Genomic DNA, 16,329 nt, shown 5'->3' with positions numbered 1-16,329 from the left:
GGGGTTGGGCTCGTCTGCGGCTGAGGCAGTGCAGGCCCGGAACTCTCGAGCCGGCGGGCGGTCCACAGTCCGTGCACGTTTCCAGCGATCCGTCTGATTGTGTGGAGCCGTTGCGTCGCCGGCGCGGGTAATGGCGGCCGCCGCCCGTTGCGCTACGGCGGCGGTGGTTGTAGGTGTGCGGGAGGTGACGCCTGGCATCGGTCCGCGACCGAAGTCGTTGTCGCGTGCGACGTGCTCAGCGGCTGGGCAGGCGCGTGGCCTTGAGACCGTCGAGGGGGTACTCCTGGGGCAGATGAGCCGGGTCGCCCGGCACGGTGATCTGCACAGTGATCGGCCTGGACGTGCCCGCGGCAAGAAACTGGTCGGCTACGGATTCCAGGTATGCCTTGCCATCCTGGGCGACGACATCCACGCCGGATGCTTCGGCTTTCGCGCCTTTCACCGTGGGCAGGTCAAAGGAGATCCGGAACCTGTTGACGTCCTCAGCCTTGCCGCTGTCTTTGCTGACGGCGGTGAGCGTGAGCTCGAAGCTGTAGACCCTGCCCCGGGGCTCGCTGTTCTCCCATGTCCGGTTGAACTTCTTGGACACGGCGATCTCGTCGTAGCTGGGTGGGACCGGCAGGGGGGTGATGCGCCCGGCGCCGTTCACGATCTCAAGGGCGCCGACGGGCACCCGTCCCCGTCCGATGCGCTGCGAGTGGCCGGGAATCGTAGCCGTGGTCAAGTCGAGGTGGTTGACGTTGCCCGCGGAGTCGACCGCGTAGAAGTTGCCGTCCTGGTCGAAGAAGGTGGCCGAGTACGACTTGCGCGAGCCTGCCGCAGCGCTGGCTTCCGCAGGTGGGAAGACCCCCTCCTTGAGGACGGTCTTCATGGGCTGCCGACCCGGATCGACGAGCAGGAGGTCACCGTTGTCGCCCTCCACCGAGATCAGCCGCCCGTCCTTGGGGTGGTAGGCGAAGTCGTCCCACCGGCCGCCTCCCGGCGCGTTCCGAGGCATGGCCTTCCCGGCAGCGACATCGATGGCATAGCTGTGTACGCCGGGGTTGCTGACGACGAAGAGGGTCTTCCCGTCGGGATCCATGTCACCGTCGAACCAGGGTCCGCTCGGCAGCCCGTCGATCACCTGGTCCTTCAGGGTGCCGGCCGTCACGTCGATGGTGATGAGCTTGTTGTGGCTCACCGCCAGCAACAAGGGCTCCTTGTCCTCGCCGCGGTACTGCGCACCCATGGCGGTGTAGCCGGGCTCGTAGGGCGGGACATTCTCGACGACGCGGGTATCACCGTCGAGGGGGTCGAAGCGGTAGATCCGGGTGTTGGTCCTGCCGACGGCGAGATACACCTTGCGGTGAGCCATGAGCCGGGCGTCCTTCCACGAGAGTGCGGAATCCCTCATGGTCCGCGCACACCCACACACCCACAAGCACTCTCTGCACCCGTTCGAACACAATAAGACACTCGGAATCCGGCGCTGTGAGCACAGGAGAGCACCGCCGGCTCAGAATCCCGAGCGCAGCTCCTCGACACTCCAGTCGCTGGACTCCCTGTGGCCTCAGTCGGCCCCGGAGATGGGGGGCGCAGACGCCGCGCGGGTGCCAACTCACCTGGGCGGGTGGCGGTTTCTACCGGAGTAACGACCACTGCGGGGGTGGCTCCTGACCGGCGTCGAGGGCACCTCGGTGGCCGGTGTCGAGGGCACCTCGGCGCGCCTGGAGGTAGGCGGTCACGGCGGCATTGTCGGCGTCGCAAGGGGCCGTCAGGCGGCTGTCTCCTGCCGAAAACCACACGATGGAGCGCAGCACCCCGTGACAGGCGAGCCCACACCCGCTCCAGATGTGCGGGGGCGGGCTGGAGCCGCGTCAGCCGCAGTCGTTGCGGTTGATGCGCAGGGAGCGGGTCCGGTCGTTGAGGCTGTAGCCGCGCAGGTCGTGGACGGAGCCGCCGCTCTTGGACACGCACACCCACCGACCGGCGACGTTGCGCTTCTCGTAGGTAGGGGCGGTGCGCGTCAGGGGTCAGTCGGTTGCCGTCAGGGCCGCGCGTGCGGTGGTGAGGATTTCCTCGGAGAGGGTGGAGTCCTTGGTGGCGCGGGCCAGGACGAGAGCTCCCAGCATGGTGCACAGCCGGGTGATGCCGTCGTTCCCCTCGGTGGCGAGCGCGTCGGCGAAGTCACGCACACCCTCCGTGTAGACGCGGTGGGCCTCACGATCGCCGCTGTCGCGCGCCATGTCGGTGGCGAGTCCGGCGACGGGACAGCCGCCTGCCGCGTTATCGCGGTGCTCGACGGAGAGGTAGGTGGCGATCAACTCCCGCTGGGCGGCTTCACGTTGCCCGGCATGCCGCTCGAGCCCGGTCGTGTGGAGCTCGGCGAGTTCGCAGAAGGCATGCGCGGTGGCCTCGTCGACGAGCGCCTCCTTGGAGGCGAACTGCTTGTAGAAGCCGCCGTGGGTCAGGCCGGCCGCCTTCATCAGGTCGGCGACGCTGACATTGGTGCCCTGCTCGCGAAACAGCCGGGAGGCGGTCTCCACGACTCGCTTGCGGTTCTCCTGCGCCTGCGCCTGTGACACGCGGCCCATCGGACACCTCCCGTTTCAATGTCGATTGACATCTATCCTACCTCCGATTTAGATTGGATTCATAATCTAAATTTCCGATCACAGCGAGGCAGGGAGCAGGCATGGAACTCAAGGACGCGATCGCCGTGGTCACCGGGGCCAACCGAGGGCTGGGACGGCATCTGGCCGGCCAGCTTCTGCAGCGCGGAGCCAAGGTCTACGCGACGGCCCGCCGCCCCGAGAGTGTGGACCTGGCCGGCGTCACCCCGCTCCGCCTGGATGTGACCGACGACGAGTCAGTCCTGGCCGCGGCCCGTATCGCCTCCGACGCGACACTGCTGGTGAACAATGCCGGGATCTCCACCGGAACCCCGCTGCTCGCCGGCGACCCGGACGCGGTGCGCCTGGAGATGGAGACCAACTTCTTCGGGCCGCTCACCGTGACCCGGGCCTTCGCCCCGGTCATCGCAGGCAACGGCGGCGGCTCCGTACTCAACGTCCTGTCCGTACTGTCCTGGCTGCACCTGGCCGACCTCGGGGCCTACGCAGCAGCCAAGGCCGCCGCATGGGCGCTGACCAACTCGACCCGCGAGGAGCTGGCGCCCTACGGCATCACCGTCTCAGCACTGCACGTCGGGTACATGGATACCGACATGGCCGGCGCCATTCCGGCTGAGCAGAAGGCCGACCCGGCCGATGTCGCCGCCCAGGCCCTGACCGGCATCGAGCAGGGCCTGCCCGAAATCCTCGCCGACGACGTCACCCGGCACGTCAAGCAGACCCTCACCACAGCGCCGAACACGGCGTGAGTACGTGACCTACGAGACGGAGACGACAATGAGGGCCTTCAAGGTCGAGCGCTACGGCGACAAGGACGGCGTGCGTGCCGATCAGGTGCCGGAGCCGCAGGCGGGCGCGGACGACGTCCTGGTCCGGATCCACGCCGCGAGCATCAACCCGCTCGACCTCAAGATCCGGGACGGGAAGCTCAAGACGTTTCTGCCCTACCGGACCCCGTTCATCCTGGGCAACGACCTGGCCGGGGTGGTGGTCGAGGTGGGTGCGGCCGTCACGCGATTCGCGGTGGGCGATGAGGTTTACGCCCGGCCCGGCAAGGACCGGATCGGCACGTTCGCCGAGCTCATCGCAGTGCACCAGGACGACGTGGCCCGCAAACCGGCCACGCTGACCATGGAAGAGGCCGCATCCCTCCCCCTGGTCGCCCTGACCTCATGGCAGGCGCTGGTCGAGCGGGCACACGTGCAACCGGGCCAGAACGTCCTCATCCACGCCGGCTCCGGCGGGGTGGGGACCATCGCCATCCAGTTGGCGAAACATCTGGGTGCGAACGTAGCCACGACCACGAGCCCGGCCAACGCCGACCTGGTGAAGAAGCTGGGCGCGGACATCGTCATCGAGTACACGCAGCAGGCGTTCGAGACCGTCCTGCACGACTACGACGTCGTCCTCGACCCGCTCGGCGGCGAGAATCTCGAGAAATCCCTGCAGATACTCAAGCCCGGCGGGAAGGCCATCAGCATCTCCGGCCCTCCCGACGCCGCCTTCGCCCGGGAGCTGGGCGCGAATCCCCTTCTGCGGTTGGTGATGACCGCACTGAGCTTCCGAACCCGCCGCCACGCCCGACACCGCCAGGTGACATACGAGTTCCTGTTCATGAAGGCCAGCGGGGACCAGCTGCGTCGGCTGACCGCGCTCATCGACGCCGGCACGATCCGGCCCGTCCTCCACCGCGTCTTTCCCTTCGAGTCGACCCGAGAAGCCCTGGGGTACGTCGAGAAAGGGCACGCGAAGGCCGGCAAGGTCGTCGTCACGATGACGTGACAGCACCACTCGTAGAACTCCCTGATACCCCCTGCCAGAAGGACCTGGGCAACTGGGATCCGCGCGTCGTCGCGGCCCCGCCGGCCCACGTCAGGACAACGCTCGACCTGGCCGCCCGTCTCCCCCACAGCGCACCCGTCCCGCTCCACCCGGACGCCGGACACGGAGGAATCTTCCAGCACCACAAGGAATTCCCGGCAACGGGGCTCCGCTTCCTCGAATCGAAACACTGACCCTGAATACGCGACGCCGTCACGCTGGCTGGGGTCGGAGGCCGGTGCCGGTGAGGCAGGGCCAGCAGAGCAGCCGCGAGGACTCGCCGGCCTTGCAGCAGGCCAGGGCGCCACCGACAAGCGGCGCCAGGAGCGGCCCGCACACGCACCACAAGGAGTATGGCCGCAGCAGGACCAGGTACGGATGGTCGACGGCGTCATCGAGAACCCGGCTTCGACCTCGGAACCCAGCCAGGCGCCGAGCACCGCCACCGTCCCTCCACCTGGAGCCAGATCTCCCCCATCCAGCCGGCCACCACGATCTCAACCCGTACCATCGCCCGCCAGGCAGGACCCGGCAGCCCCAGCCGTACCACTTGAGCAAGGCAGCCACCCCGTGCACGGAGGTCGGATTCGCCCGGGGAATCACTCCTGGGCGCGCATGAGCCTCCATCCGCCCCATCCGAAACGGTTCGGGCACCGCGCCCGCAGCCCTTTCGTGGGCGGATCGTGTAGCGCCTGCGGGCTCGTCAGTGGATGCCGGTGGCCAAGGCCCCGCAGCACCGGCCCGTGTACTACCTGGTGTTCGGCACCGCCGTCAGCACAGCCTGTGGGTCCTTCGGTGACTCGGCCGCCCGCGCCGCCGTCAAACAGCTGCACCGCGATGGCGAGACACCGAGCACCGGAGTGGGAAAGAAAGTGCGGGACCTGGTCGTCGAGCCGCCGCGATGACCCGCCCGAACCACTATGTGATCACTGCTCAGGGCCCGGATATCTGCACCGAAGGGGAACAGCAGTCGAACTCCTCGCTACGGTAGCCTCCTCCCTCGGACCGGCGACGCGTCGGGTGCATGGGGGCTGGGGGGAGGGACCGCCGTGGCGGAGGCAGGCCGTGTGCTGAGCGGCCGGTATGAGCTGGTGGAGAAGCTCGGCGCCGGGGGCATGGGCGCGGTGTGGCGCGCACAGGACCGGGATCTGGGCCGCGAGGTCGCCGTCAAGATCTTTTCTCCGCCCGAGGACGTCCAGCCCGAGGAACGCACCGAACTCCTCGGCCGTTTCCGCCGCGAAGCCCGCGCCGCAGCCGCCCTGGACAGCCCCCACATCGCCACCATCCACGACCACGGCACCCACGACGGCATCCCGTATCTCGTCATGGAGCTGATCGAAGGCCGTTCACTGGAGCAGGTGCTGCGCGACGACGGACGGATCCCGGTCGGGCAGGCCCTGGGCTGGGCCGCACACATCTGCCGCGCCCTGAGCACCGCACACACCGCAGGCGTCGTCCACCGCGACATCAAACCCGCCAACATCATCGTGCGCCCCGACGACACTCCTGTCGTCCTCGACTTCGGCATCGCCACGTTCCAAGAAGCCGTCGAAGCCGAGTCGAAGCTCACCCGCACAGGCCACATGCCGCTCGGCACCGTGCTGTACATGGCTCCGGAACGCTTCCGCATGGAGCCCACCGACGGCCGCGCCGACCTGTACGCCCTGGGCTGCGTCCTCTACGAACTCCTCATCGGACGCCCGCCCTTCATCGGCCCCGCAGCGGGCGTGATGTACAACCACCTCAACGACTCACCGCTGCGGCCGAGCCGCGCCCGCACCGAACTCACCGGCGCCGTGGACCAGCTCCTCCTGGACCTCATGGCCAAGGAGCCGAACGACCGGCCGACGGACGCGGACGAGGCAGCGGAGCGACTCACCGCGCTGCGGGAAGGGCTCGAGGAGGCCGCCCCGCCGCAGCACGAGCCGGACCCGGAGGAATCCGCGCCCGTTCCGGAACCGGAGCCCGCGCCAGCGCCGGAGCCCGAAGACGTACCCCCTCCACGCCCCACACCGGCAGCGCCGTCCACCCCGGCCGCCCGTCCCCCGCTCCGCCGCAGGCCCGCCGCCCGCTCCCGCACCGTCCTCGCCATCGGCGCAGGAGTGCTGATACTGGGCGGCGGAACAGGGCTGAAGCTGGCCGCCGACTGGAGCGCCGAGGCCGACTACACCATCGTCTACGCCCGACCGTCCAAGAACAGCAACGCCGACGACGCCAAGGTCAAGACGACCATCGAGAAGGCCGTGAATGCCTCCGGCCTGAAGGGGTCCGTCGACATCGCCGCCGTGAACAGCACCACCTTGGAACTCGACGAGGAAGTGAAGAAGCTCCCTCATGTCATCGCCGTCATCGGCGAGACCGACGTCACGCCGGGCCTGCCCGGAGACGACGCGGAATTCCGCTCCGGCTCCGTCAACGAGACGCCCGTCAAGCTCAACGCCTGTCCCGTACGCGGCGGGTACGACGGCCCGGTACCGGGCATGAGCAATGCATTCGCGCTCCGCCCCTCCCCCGCGGCCACCGGCGCACGACTCGGCACGTATCTGCACAGCGCGCCCGACGTGCGCTCCGTGATGATCGTGGAAGACAGCGACGATGACGCGGAGTTCAGCGAGAGGCTCTCCAAGGAAGTGTCCGGCGACGGCCGCAAGGCGTCGGTGTACCGGCTGACCAGCGATATCTCCCAGGCGTTCGACGATTCCGTCACCCGCGAGCTGAAGAAGGCGAAGCCGGACACGATTGTGCTCCCGCAACTTCCCTACGAAGGCCCGTTCACACCGCGCGAGCTGCGTAAGGCCGGGTTCCGGGGCCGTGTCCTTACGCCGCTCGATGTCAGCTGCGAGAACAGCGCGGACCCAGCCGCGCCCTCGGAGGACGAGCGCGTACGGGGCATCGATCACTACCGCTACCGCGACTTCCCGACCCACCAGAAGGTGGCGCAGCGGAACACCCTCGATGCCTCGCACGCCCTCGCCGCAGCGCTCAGACAGCAGAGCGGAAGCCCTGACCACGACGTGCTGAGCGGACTTCTCTCGGACGATCTCAAGAGAATCCGGATCCGGGACACATCCGGCACCCTCGCCTTCGATGAGCAGGGCTATCTGAAGGACCGCTCCGTCTGGATCGACCATCTCGACGGAAAGCGATGGCAGGAGGAGCGCAAGCTCACGCCTCGGTGACCTCCGCGGCGTCCGTGGCGTCACCATCCGAGCTCTGGACCGAGACGGCCGACTCGACGCACCTGTCGGCCGCCTCACAAAAGAACAGCATGGTCAGACGGAGATGACAGCTTCCCGAGCCGACATCTCATCCCAGCTGCGGCCCTCAAGCTCACGCCGGAGGGTCTTAGGAATACGGCCACCCCACTGTTTGAAAAAGAACGCCACCCAGGCCGGGTCCAAAGACCGGTGACGCGGTCCGGACTCGCCGCCGCCGGCGATGGCCCAGTCGATGTCCGTCAGATCGAGCCGTCCAGCGGGCCGAGCAGCGGCTCGTAGGAAAGAAACCGGACCGCGGCGGGCACTGCCTGCCGCACGTCGTCGACTCGGGCAGCTGGTTGCCGCTCTCGGCTGAGACGCCCATCCAAGATTCGGCTGCCACTCCGGCGTCGGGGATCAATCCAACCGTGGTTATCGATGAGATTGATCAGGGGACTTCGCAGGACAAGGCCGTCTCTTTGCGGAGCGCCTGCAGGGTGTCGAGTTCGCGATCGACGTCGCGTCGCTTGGCCTCGAGACGCTCAATCTCCTGGGCGAGCAACTGCTCCATGACGCCTGTGCGTTCCTCGGGCGGCGCCTCCAGACATGGGAGCAGTTCGTTGATGGTGGCGCTGCACAGGCCGGCAGCGAACAGATGCTGGATCATGACGACCCGCTCGATCATGGAGCTGTCGAAGTCGCGCCACCCGCCGGGCGTGCGCTCGGAGCGGATGAGCCCGTGCTCCTCGTAGTACCGCAGGGACCGGGTGCTGACACCACTCGCATCCGCTAGCTCCCCGATGCGCATGAGACCTCCTGAGGCTGTCCGCCGGCTCCCATTCTTGCAGTTGACACCGGTGTGAAGTTCCACGATCCGGGGGCGGCGCCCACCAGGGGTGCTCTGTGGGACCGGAGGTCGCCATGACTGCTCAGATCCATGTGTGGTCGGACTACGTCTGTCCGTTCTGCCTGATCGCCGACGAGGTGATCGAGCGCGCGATCACCGACCGGCCCGATGTCGAGGTTGTCCACCACGCTCACGAGCTGCGTCCCCGGCCGACGCCCACTCTTCGGCCCGAGGACCCGTACCTGCCTGACATCTGGCAGCGTGCCGTCTACCCGATGGCACGCCGCCACGAGGTGCCGATGCGGTTGCCGACCATCTCGCCGCAGCCCTACACCGAGCTGGCCTTCCGTGGCGCCCAATACGCCTTGGAGCAGAACCGGGCCGATGTCTACCACCGTCGTGTGATGACGGGGTTCTTCCGCGAGAACCTCGACATCGGGGACCGCGTGATCCTGGCCCGTCTGGCCGAGGAGGCCGGGCTCGATCCGGCCGGCTACGCCGCAGCCCTCGACGATCAGGAGTACGCCGAGCGACACCGGCAGGCGCTGGCCGAGTCGGTGCGGATGGACATCAGCGTCGTACCCACGATCATCATCGGCGCCCGACGCATCGAAGGCGTCGCCGCCGAAGGCGTGATCCGCCGAGCCGTGCACGAAACGTCCGCCGCATGACCGTGGACACGAACCGGCTCGAGGCCCTGATGGCCGACGCCGTGGAGATCAGCGTCCGCCATGTCGAGTCCGGCGGGATTCCCTTCGTCGGACTGCTCGTCGCCAACGACGGGTGGGTTTCCGACCCTGGCGTGAACCTCGTCCGCGAGACCGGCGACCCCACCGCCCACGCAGAGATCGTCGCCATACGCGAGGTCGTCCAGGCCCGCGGCCGCTCCAGGCTGGAGGGAGTCACGCTGCTTGCGACGGGCGAGCCATGCGCCCTGTGCTACCGCGTCGCCGCCTCGCACGGCATCGCCGCCGTCTGCTTCGCCGTGGATCGCGATACCGCCGCCGAGTGGGGCTTCGACTACCGGGCCGGCTACAAAACCGACCAACTGCCCCTCGCGGCGACGGCTCAGCACCTCGCCGTGGAGCGAGGCCTGGTCCCTTTCACCCGGTACCTGGACCTGCACCGCTCCGACTTCAACTTGTAACTCATCTCGACAACTTGTAAATCACCTCGACGAAGGGACACCAGCCATGCACTGGCTCTACCTCGGCATCGCCGTCGTCTTTGAGATCACCGTCGCCATCGCCGCCGGCAAGGCCCAGGGCTTCACCCGACCTGCCTGGACCACTGCCACACTGCTCAGCGGTGGCATCGCCACCTACCTCCTCAGCCTGGCGCTTCTCACCTTCGACGTCGGCGTCGGCTACGCAATCTGGACCTCCGTCGCCGGCGTCGGGATCGTCGTTCTCGGCGCCCTCCTCTTCGGTCAACGTCTCGACTGGCGCAAGCTCCTCGGCATCGCCGCCGTCATCACCGGAGTCGTCGGCCTCCAACTCAGCGGAGCAGCGTGATGCCTCAGGACACCAACCCCGCACCACGCCGGCCCACCGAAAACGTTCACGAGGAAGGAACTCACATGTCCAGCGACACCGCCGCCACCCACAAGAACGTCACCGCCCGCAGCGACCGAGCACGAGCATGGCTCGTACTCCTCCTCGCCGGAGCCTTCGAGGTCGGCTACGCCCTCTCCGTGGGTGGCAGCCAAGGCTTCACCGTGCTCTCCTGGTCGCTCGTCGCGGTCGTCTTCTTCCTTCTGACGCTCTTCGCCCTGAGCCTCGCCCTACGCACCATCGACGTAGGCATCGGCTACGCCGTCTGGGCCGGCATCGGCGCCGTCGGAGCCGCACTACTCGGCCCCGTCTTCTTCGGCGAGACCCTCACCCCCGTCAAGGCCTTCTGGCTCACCGTGATCATCGTCGGCGTCGTCTGGCTCAAACTCTCCGACAGCCCCAAGCGAACGCAGACCGAGCAGCCTGCCCACCCTTGACAACCACAGTGCAGCTGGCCGGCCGTCGGCCATGGCTCAGACTCAGCGGGAAAGCACACGGAGAGTACTCCGCGATGACCCACGCCAACGCCCCTCTATCGATCGAGGGCAGGCGGCGCCTGGAGGAGCGATGCAAGAGCCGCCCCATCGCCCACGTCGCAGCAGAGAGGGGACTATCGCGGGCCTGCGCTTCGAAACTGGTCAATCGCCGGCGTCGCCACGGTGACGCCGGCCTACAGCGACAGTTCCTCAGCCCCACGACGCAGCCCAACCGCAACCCCTGCCGACGTGATCGAACAGATCGAAACCTGGCGTCGGGAGAACAAGTGGTCTGCACAGAGGATCACCGACGAGCTTGCCGACCTTGGCTACATGCTCAATCGGCGCTCCGTGACACGGCACTTGGGAAAGCTCGGACTCGGACAGCGCCGATTCCTCGACCCGAACGGCGATGGCAACCGCAAGCCGGGCAAGATCATCGCCCGTCAGCCCGGCCACATGGTGCATCTGGACATGAAGAAGGTCGTCGGATCCCCGACGGCGGTGACTGGTGCGTCAACGGCCGCGACAGCCAGCAAGCCAAGGCCGCCGGCCGAGCGAAGTCCACCGGTGCAGTGCCAGGATGAGAAAGGTTCACTGACCGGCCTGAGAGCAAACCCTCGCGAAGCCGGCCGCTCCCCACAGACGCTACGTCGCACGCGAGATCTCCCAGATGATCGACCTGACCAGAAGCACAGTGGCCCCCCACCAACTGCTGCTTGACATCCACAGTGGCATCAAGCGGGCCTTCATCTTCCACGGCAGCGTCGCCGTGGCCGCGGTCCGGCTCTGGCTCTGGCTCTGGCTTTGTCCGTGATCCGCCAGATGGATCCTGGCGGTGAGGCGGTCGAAAACCAGTGGAACAGCGCCGCTGTGCGCCATTACAGTGCTGCCGAAACAAGTCGTCTGGGCAAGGACGTGCCGTTGTACACCCTGTGAGACCTCCCGAGCGCTGAATCGTCGCGCGTCGCGCATGTGCGCCGCGCTCCTTTTTGCTGCGGACTTCTCACTGAAACCGGTGTACTTCTGTGCTCAAAAACTGGGTTGTCGTGCCCACCTGCCTGCCGCTCCCTCTCCGCCGTTGCCACGCGTGCGCGTCCGCGCGCTTCCGGGCAAGCGATAAATTTCGCGTCAACGCAAACCACAAGCTCATCGACGCCTGGCTCCTCGCGCTCTGTACCGCTTGCGGGGAAACTGCAAAGCTCACGGTCCTGGAGCGGGCGCATGTGCGCTCCATACGACCTGAGCTGCTGGACCGGCTGCACCACAACGACCCTGGCCTGACAGCTGAGCTGCTCCAGGATCCGGTCGTGCAGCGCCGTCATCGCATCGCCCTCGACTGGGACAACGCCTGGCGCTTCGGGACTGGCGGATCGGATCACCTGGACCGCGGATGGGGTCTCCCCTGCTCCGGGGGTACCTCCCTGCACGAAGCGCTTGGGGGTGTAGCCGAGAGTTCGGGGAAGACCGACGAATCGGTCCGCTTTGCGGCGCCGATCCCTGTCCGGCCGGCGCGACTGATCGCTGAGGGTTGCGGACTTTCACCGGCCGAGGCCGAAAGACTGATCACGGAGAGGAAACTCGTTTCGGCTGGCTGGCTGAGCGGCAAGCTCTCCGGCGACTTCACCTCTTCGATGACCACTCCGGCCTCCAGCGTCCCCGCCAGGCGCCTTCGTGACATCGCGCAGGCATCTCTCCAACTCGCCGAGGCGGTACGGAAAACCGCTCGTGCCTTCGGCCACACGGCCGGCCCGGACCAGGGCGAGCGCCCCGCCTGGCAGTCCCCGTACGGTCCGCCGCCGCCCCGGGCGCACCGCGGTCGGTGGACACCCGCGCCCGTCCTCGTTCGCTCCCGACATCGCGACTTCACCTTCACGCTCAAGCGCTGAGCCCTCGTCGGAAACCAGGGGCCTGTCCGGCAAGACGGCAAGACCCGCCGGACAGGTCCTTACGAGTTCGTGCATGGTTGGCGGTGAGGCGTCGCGCTCTTGATCGTTGATCACGGTCGTGTGGTGGCGAACGTGACTCGTGCAGCGATCACCAGCGACCGGAGGATCACGGGCTTGTCGGCCGATGTGATCGTGGAACTCGTCGCGGAGATAGGCCCGTTGTGGCACGAACGCCACCCGGCAAGGGTCGGTCAGGCGCTCCTGCTGGCCCTCCCTCCTTCAGGCGGTGCCAGCCCCGGGTTGCTCGGCGAGCCAGGCGCCGACGTCGTCAGCGCCGACGCTCACTCCAGGCCGGAGCCCGGGCTTCCGGGCCTGGTGAAGTCCGTCCCAAAGGCCGATGCTCTACCGTCCGACGGGCCGCCCCACCATGCCGGGCGGCCCGTCACTCTATCGCCGCCGAGATGCTGCCCGATCTCCTCCGTGATGCGGAGGATGGCCGCAGCGTGGCGTGTCTGGGACGGTGACGCCGTAGTCGTACAACTCGGGGCTGCCGTGGACGGTCACTGGTCTCAGGCTGAGAACACCTCCTCCAGCAGCGACCGCGGCCCGCCCCCTCCCCGGCGGGGGGTGCCGGTGCCGTGAGACTCCAAGACCGTCTTGCTCATCAAGCTCAGCTAGAACGACAGCCCCGGCGTACCGCCGACCGCGCCCGCACCTGCGCTGCGGTGTCCGGATCCCCGCTCGTGGCGGCGGCGCTCGTGGCGGCGGCCCCGGTGCAGCAGCCGGCGCAGCAGCAGGTTGGAGACGGTCACCGGCGGCGGCCACCTGATCGTGGCAGAGGTTGATCACTGCCCGCATTCAAGCGGCCGCTATTTCACTGGCGAGCGCGAGCGGAAGGCGAGACCACACAATCGGGAAAAGGCGCCCGGCGGACCTTCGGGGAAGGGCGACTCGCATACAGCGAGGTTCCGCGGGGATGTGAGAGTGCCTTATGCCTCAACGTCTGCGGTTCTTCTTCGAAGCCGGTGTCTCGGACACTCCGCTGTGGCCCGACGACATCGACAGCCCCTACGGCTTCCCCTGCGAACTGGAACGATTGCCGATCAGTCCTGCCGTCCGGATCGAACTGGCGGGACTGTGCGAGTGGTATCAGTCCTCGATCGACTGGGAATACCCGCCAGGTCCCTCTCCTTGGCCCGAGCAGCAATGGGAGCTGTTCAGACAGCGGGCAGACGCTGCGCTGGAGGTCCTCCGTTGTGAGCTGGGTGAAGGCTGGATTGTCGAGGACCGACGCCGGCCGTCGTGATGTGCGGCGGACCCGCCCCAGCGTCAGCGGCATCTGCCTCGGTGTCAGCGGATGAATCTCAGGGGCGTGGAGTCGCATTGTGCTTGGTCTGCCGGGAGCTTGAGGTAGCCGGAGAGCGTGTCGTGGCAGCCAGGGTCGTGGTGCCGGCCGCCGCGACCGTGTGGGCGCAGGGCGTGTCCACCCGGCGAAAGGCAGGCGCAGCTCGGGGTCTGTGGCGCAGCAATACCCCCGGCCCACCGCGACCATCTCACCCCCAAACAGCAACAACAGACCGACGGGCCATGACGACGGTGGTGGGCCACTCTCCATTGCGCGCGGGCTAGACGCCGTCCTGGTCCCTCGCCGGGGCCGCCTCCTCAGGCGTTGCGGCTGCCTTCGCGCGGGCTGCCTTCTCATGGGCTGTGACCAGGGCCTGGACATGCTCGCTCATCCGGACGCTGAGCCTGCCGTAGGTGAGGAACACCGCGCCCGCGACGGCCACGGGGACCGACAGGCCCAGCAGCGCGACCGCCTCGGGCCAGTCCCGTTCGTCCTCGCAGGAGTCCTCCAACGTGCCCTCGTTGGCGGTGCCTTCTTCGGTGAACAGGCGTGGCTCGCACGGCAGTGAATCACCCGTGAAGTGGTGCTTCACCTCGTAGGATGTCGTGAGCAGCACGCCGCACCACAGCCACAGGACCGTTGCCGTCAACAGCAACGCGATCCCCAAGTTCTCGATCCTGCGGCTGCGTTCACGAAACTGCGACCGTATGACGTCTGGATGCACGCGGCGGAACCTACCATCCGGCGACGCAGAGCTGGACGGCATCGCACGCGCCAGCAAGCCGGACGAAGCTGACTGGAGGGAAGGGCCAGGTTGCGTAGTCCGGCCCTCGTGATGCTCCGCTGATCACCGGTCTGTACGCTCCCGCACGACCAGTGACCATCACTGGCAGGGGCATGAAGTGTCGAGCAGCGAGCAGCAACGCGAAACACAGGTCCCGCAGGATTGACCGAAGCCTCGACGGCGTCGTTTGCGGGGGCGGCCGACCGCGGCGGCGGCAGGCGTGATGGCCCGTGGGTTGATCGGTGCCGGTGGCATGGTCTGGTACGCGGGCGAGCTGCCCTTCCGGAACGAGCACCGTGCTGCCTGTTGGGGAGCCTTCTCCCAGAAGGAGCTGACCGACCTGATGCCTGACTCAGCGAGGGCTGGGACAGCGCAAGCGATGGGGCAGCCGGGCCGCTGTGGGAGTAGCAGAATCTGACAGCCGAGAGGGTGTCCTTCGAGTCCGGGTCCGCGGCAAGCGCATCAGCACAGGCATGACGTCCCCGACACGGGCGTGGCGTGAAGTCCCTGAGACGTGCCTCTCCAGCGGACGCTACGGCACCACTCCGGCCGTTGTTGTGCTCAACCGGGCCAACGGCGTGCGCTTCTCGCAGCATGATGGGCCGGCACAGAACGAGATGGCGCGGGCCATCACCGACGCGACCAACGCCGTCATGCATCACCATGGCTGTTGCAGAGACAGCCTGCCCGCACCGGGCAAGCTCCCCCCCCCGGCGCGCTCCAAGGGCGCCGCCAGGCTGCGGTTGTGCGATGTCGAGAACCTCGCCTGGCCGCGAGGCATGAAACCTCAGGTGCTGTTCGACCGGGTGTCGAAGGGATCCCGGCACGGAGTGCGCGTCTGCCAGTTCAACCCCCGTACGTGGCGGTGATCACGATCAAGGGCGCTTCGCCACGATCGTGAACCCCGTCTGGCTCATGCATACGACGCGGCCGTACTGCGAGCGACGGCCCGAGCATTCGAACCCCCGGCCCTGACAAGCCCTTCGGGACACTGAGCACCACGCAGGCCGTCTTGTGCCCGACTACTCGGACTGACGGACGCCAGAGGGCCCGCGGCTCTCCCAGGCTGCATGCAGCCTGGGAGAGCGGGAGGCGGGTAGTGCCGGTCTCGGGTATCCCGGCATAGTCTCGCCGGCAGGATCCAGGGCCGAGAAGGGGGTTGGGTATGGCGGGAGGGGCTGAAATTTGCGCAGGCGACAGGGGCCGATTCGGTTGACTTCGCCTGCCGACTACCTCGAAATGGCGCGCTCCCAGAGCGGCGGGGTCGAGCTGCATCGTCTTGCGCGGTGCCCTTATCCCTTCGTGTGGCGTGCAGTGGCCGCCAATCCCCACACCCCTCCCGACGTACTGCGGGAGCTGAGCGAGGCCCGCGACAGCCCGTACGCCGACAACGAGTTGCTTCACCTGCTGGCCCTGCACCCCCGAGCTGACGAGGTCGTGCTGAGAGCTGTCCTGGCCGCCACCGCAGCCAAGCTCGCGGAGGGGGAGCGGCCCTATGCAGCCGTACTCGCTCTCGCCGACCGGCCCGAGCTGGAGGCAGACGACGTACGAGGGCTCGGATCCCTGCGGGGAGCGTCCGCCCGCCTGCGCCGGGGACTCGCCCGCCATCTGGACGCCTACGCATAAGTCGCGTGCTCTACGCTCGCGTGCGTTTTCACGAGCTCGGGGCGCTGCCCGTCACACCGTGGACCCGCGTCGACTGGTACGCCGAGCGGCAACAGCCTCGGCCGTAACAGCGATCCGTAGGCCCAGCCAGCGAAGCGGCGAGCCGTCGGGCCTGGGGGCATTTCGCAGACACGATGGGA

At 67.7% G+C, this 16,329-nt stretch carries 20 protein-coding genes and 2 pseudogenes; 16 read left to right on the top strand and 6 right to left on the bottom strand.

Translation table 11 applies throughout. The features are described 5' to 3' along the window. Positions 1-235: 235 nt before the first annotated feature. Positions 236-1,354 carry a hypothetical protein gene (locus ACTWP9_RS31795; protein WP_443249788.1) on the bottom strand — a complete coding sequence of 373 codons (1,119 nt, stop codon included), beginning with the start codon at positions 1,352-1,354 and terminating at the stop codon, positions 236-238. 658 nt (positions 1,355-2,012) lie between these two features. After that, the gene (locus ACTWP9_RS31790) at positions 2,013-2,573 is read right to left on the bottom strand and encodes a TetR/AcrR family transcriptional regulator (RefSeq protein ID WP_443249787.1); all 561 of its coding nucleotides are present in this window, start codon (positions 2,571-2,573) and stop codon (positions 2,013-2,015) included. 101 nt (positions 2,574-2,674) lie between these two features. On the opposite strand from ACTWP9_RS31790, the gene ACTWP9_RS31785 reads away from it, so the two are divergent. From ACTWP9_RS31785 to ACTWP9_RS31765, 5 genes are all read left to right on the top strand, one after another. Next, positions 2,675-3,361, top strand: a complete 687-nt coding sequence (locus tag ACTWP9_RS31785; RefSeq protein ID WP_443249786.1) for an SDR family oxidoreductase — start codon at positions 2,675-2,677, stop codon at positions 3,359-3,361. Positions 3,362-3,389: 28 nt separating this feature from the next. Next, complete coding sequence (locus tag ACTWP9_RS31780; RefSeq protein ID WP_443249785.1) at positions 3,390-4,394, top strand: NADP-dependent oxidoreductase; 1,005 nt, start codon at positions 3,390-3,392, stop codon at positions 4,392-4,394. After that, entirely contained in the window at positions 4,391-4,627 is a 237-nt protein-coding gene (locus ACTWP9_RS31775; protein WP_443249784.1) for a hypothetical protein, read from the top strand. Before ACTWP9_RS31780 ends, ACTWP9_RS31775 begins: the two co-directional genes overlap by 4 nt. 516 nt (positions 4,628-5,143) lie before the next feature. Continuing rightward, on the top strand, positions 5,144-5,338 hold the full coding sequence (locus ACTWP9_RS31770) for a hypothetical protein (RefSeq protein WP_443249783.1): 195 nt from the start codon (positions 5,144-5,146) through the stop codon (positions 5,336-5,338). A 144-nt stretch (positions 5,339-5,482) separates the two neighbouring features. Beyond that, positions 5,483-7,612: a serine/threonine-protein kinase gene (locus tag ACTWP9_RS31765; protein WP_443249782.1), complete on the top strand. Its 2,130-nt coding sequence runs from the start codon at positions 5,483-5,485 to the stop codon at positions 7,610-7,612. A gap of 93 nt (positions 7,613-7,705) precedes the next feature. Here ACTWP9_RS31765 and ACTWP9_RS31760 read toward each other — a convergent pair whose 3' ends face one another. Beyond that, positions 7,706-7,873: a hypothetical protein gene (locus ACTWP9_RS31760; RefSeq protein ID WP_443249830.1), complete on the bottom strand. Its 168-nt coding sequence runs from the start codon at positions 7,871-7,873 to the stop codon at positions 7,706-7,708. Between the two features lie 205 nt (positions 7,874-8,078). Further along, a complete protein-coding gene (locus ACTWP9_RS31755) occupies positions 8,079-8,438 on the bottom strand; it encodes a MerR family transcriptional regulator (RefSeq protein ID WP_443249781.1) in 360 nt (119 codons plus the stop codon). 113 nt (positions 8,439-8,551) lie between these two features. On the opposite strand from ACTWP9_RS31755, the gene ACTWP9_RS31750 reads away from it, so the two are divergent. The 8 genes and pseudogenes from ACTWP9_RS31750 to ACTWP9_RS31715 all read left to right on the top strand — a co-directional run. Next, positions 8,552-9,148 (top strand): DsbA family oxidoreductase, encoded by a 597-nt coding sequence (locus tag ACTWP9_RS31750; protein ID WP_443249780.1) that lies wholly within the window; start codon positions 8,552-8,554, stop codon positions 9,146-9,148. Next, positions 9,145-9,624 carry a nucleoside deaminase gene (locus ACTWP9_RS31745; RefSeq protein ID WP_443249779.1) on the top strand — a complete coding sequence of 160 codons (480 nt, stop codon included), beginning with the start codon at positions 9,145-9,147 and terminating at the stop codon, positions 9,622-9,624. Before ACTWP9_RS31750 ends, ACTWP9_RS31745 begins: the two co-directional genes overlap by 4 nt. Before the next feature lie 46 nt (positions 9,625-9,670). Then, the gene (locus ACTWP9_RS31740; protein ID WP_443249778.1) at positions 9,671-9,991 is read left to right on the top strand and encodes a DMT family transporter; all 321 of its coding nucleotides are present in this window, start codon (positions 9,671-9,673) and stop codon (positions 9,989-9,991) included. A 65-nt stretch (positions 9,992-10,056) separates the two neighbouring features. Next, positions 10,057-10,467, top strand: coding sequence for a DMT family transporter (locus ACTWP9_RS31735; protein ID WP_443249777.1), 411 nt, complete (start codon positions 10,057-10,059; stop codon positions 10,465-10,467). A 74-nt stretch (positions 10,468-10,541) separates the two neighbouring features. After that, a pseudogene (locus ACTWP9_RS31730) lies at positions 10,542-11,090 on the top strand (helix-turn-helix domain-containing protein); the annotation flags it as partial. A gap of 89 nt (positions 11,091-11,179) precedes the next feature. Further along, positions 11,180-11,323, top strand: coding sequence for a hypothetical protein (locus ACTWP9_RS31725; protein WP_443249776.1), 144 nt, complete (start codon positions 11,180-11,182; stop codon positions 11,321-11,323). Next, complete coding sequence (locus ACTWP9_RS31720) at positions 11,320-11,445, top strand: hypothetical protein (protein WP_443249775.1); 126 nt, start codon at positions 11,320-11,322, stop codon at positions 11,443-11,445. Before ACTWP9_RS31725 ends, ACTWP9_RS31720 begins: the two co-directional genes overlap by 4 nt. An 89-nt stretch (positions 11,446-11,534) precedes the next feature. Next, positions 11,535-12,134, top strand: a pseudogene (locus ACTWP9_RS31715) (DUF1062 domain-containing protein); the annotation flags it as partial. Positions 12,135-13,069: 935 nt separating this feature from the next. Here ACTWP9_RS31715 and ACTWP9_RS31710 read toward each other — a convergent pair. After that, entirely contained in the window at positions 13,070-13,207 is a 138-nt protein-coding gene (locus ACTWP9_RS31710) for a hypothetical protein (RefSeq protein WP_443249774.1), read from the bottom strand. Between the two features lie 179 nt (positions 13,208-13,386). Between ACTWP9_RS31710 and ACTWP9_RS31705 the strand changes: the two genes are divergently transcribed. Continuing rightward, the gene (locus ACTWP9_RS31705) at positions 13,387-13,701 is read left to right on the top strand and encodes a hypothetical protein (protein ID WP_443249773.1); all 315 of its coding nucleotides are present in this window, start codon (positions 13,387-13,389) and stop codon (positions 13,699-13,701) included. 319 nt (positions 13,702-14,020) lie between these two features. On the opposite strand, the gene ACTWP9_RS31700 is transcribed toward ACTWP9_RS31705, so the two are convergent. After that, a complete protein-coding gene (locus ACTWP9_RS31700) occupies positions 14,021-14,407 on the bottom strand; it encodes a hypothetical protein (protein WP_443249772.1) in 387 nt (128 codons plus the stop codon). A 674-nt stretch (positions 14,408-15,081) separates the two neighbouring features. On the opposite strand from ACTWP9_RS31700, the gene ACTWP9_RS31695 reads away from it, so the two are divergent. Both ACTWP9_RS31695 and ACTWP9_RS31690 read left to right on the top strand, forming a co-directional pair. Continuing rightward, on the top strand, positions 15,082-15,393 hold the full coding sequence (locus ACTWP9_RS31695; protein ID WP_443249771.1) for a hypothetical protein: 312 nt from the start codon (positions 15,082-15,084) through the stop codon (positions 15,391-15,393). A 433-nt stretch (positions 15,394-15,826) separates the two neighbouring features. Then, positions 15,827-16,150 carry a hypothetical protein gene (locus ACTWP9_RS31690; protein ID WP_443249770.1) on the top strand — a complete coding sequence of 108 codons (324 nt, stop codon included), beginning with the start codon at positions 15,827-15,829 and terminating at the stop codon, positions 16,148-16,150. The last annotated feature ends 179 nt before the right edge of the window (positions 16,151-16,329 follow it).

The sequence above is a fragment of the Streptomyces sp. 3N207 genome (genome assembly GCF_052246355.1).
Taxonomy (GTDB): Bacteria; Actinomycetota; Actinomycetes; order Streptomycetales; family Streptomycetaceae; genus Streptomyces.
The sequence above is the reverse complement of the archived record's forward strand: the minus strand, read 5'-3'. Positions and strand labels throughout refer to the sequence as shown.

Coding starts and splice junctions, on each gene's coding strand:
- ACTWP9_RS31750 (WP_443249780.1), top strand. CDS start 8,552: ATGACTGCTCAGATCCATGTGTGGTCGGACTACGTCTGTCCGTTCTGC.
- ACTWP9_RS31770 (WP_443249783.1), top strand. CDS start 5,144: ATGCCGGTGGCCAAGGCCCCGCAGCACCGGCCCGTGTACTACCTGGTG.
- ACTWP9_RS31780 (WP_443249785.1), top strand. CDS start 3,390: ATGAGGGCCTTCAAGGTCGAGCGCTACGGCGACAAGGACGGCGTGCGT.
- ACTWP9_RS31755 (WP_443249781.1), bottom strand. CDS start 8,438: ATGCGCATCGGGGAGCTAGCGGATGCGAGTGGTGTCAGCACCCGGTCC.
- ACTWP9_RS31735 (WP_443249777.1), top strand. CDS start 10,057: ATGTCCAGCGACACCGCCGCCACCCACAAGAACGTCACCGCCCGCAGC.
- ACTWP9_RS31745 (WP_443249779.1), top strand. CDS start 9,145: ATGACCGTGGACACGAACCGGCTCGAGGCCCTGATGGCCGACGCCGTG.
- ACTWP9_RS31795 (WP_443249788.1), bottom strand. CDS start 1,354: ATGGCTCACCGCAAGGTGTATCTCGCCGTCGGCAGGACCAACACCCGG.
- ACTWP9_RS31790 (WP_443249787.1), bottom strand. CDS start 2,573: ATGGGCCGCGTGTCACAGGCGCAGGCGCAGGAGAACCGCAAGCGAGTC.
- ACTWP9_RS31725 (WP_443249776.1), top strand. CDS start 11,180: ATGATCGACCTGACCAGAAGCACAGTGGCCCCCCACCAACTGCTGCTT.
- ACTWP9_RS31785 (WP_443249786.1), top strand. CDS start 2,675: ATGGAACTCAAGGACGCGATCGCCGTGGTCACCGGGGCCAACCGAGGG.
- ACTWP9_RS31705 (WP_443249773.1), top strand. CDS start 13,387: ATGCCTCAACGTCTGCGGTTCTTCTTCGAAGCCGGTGTCTCGGACACT.
- ACTWP9_RS31740 (WP_443249778.1), top strand. CDS start 9,671: ATGCACTGGCTCTACCTCGGCATCGCCGTCGTCTTTGAGATCACCGTC.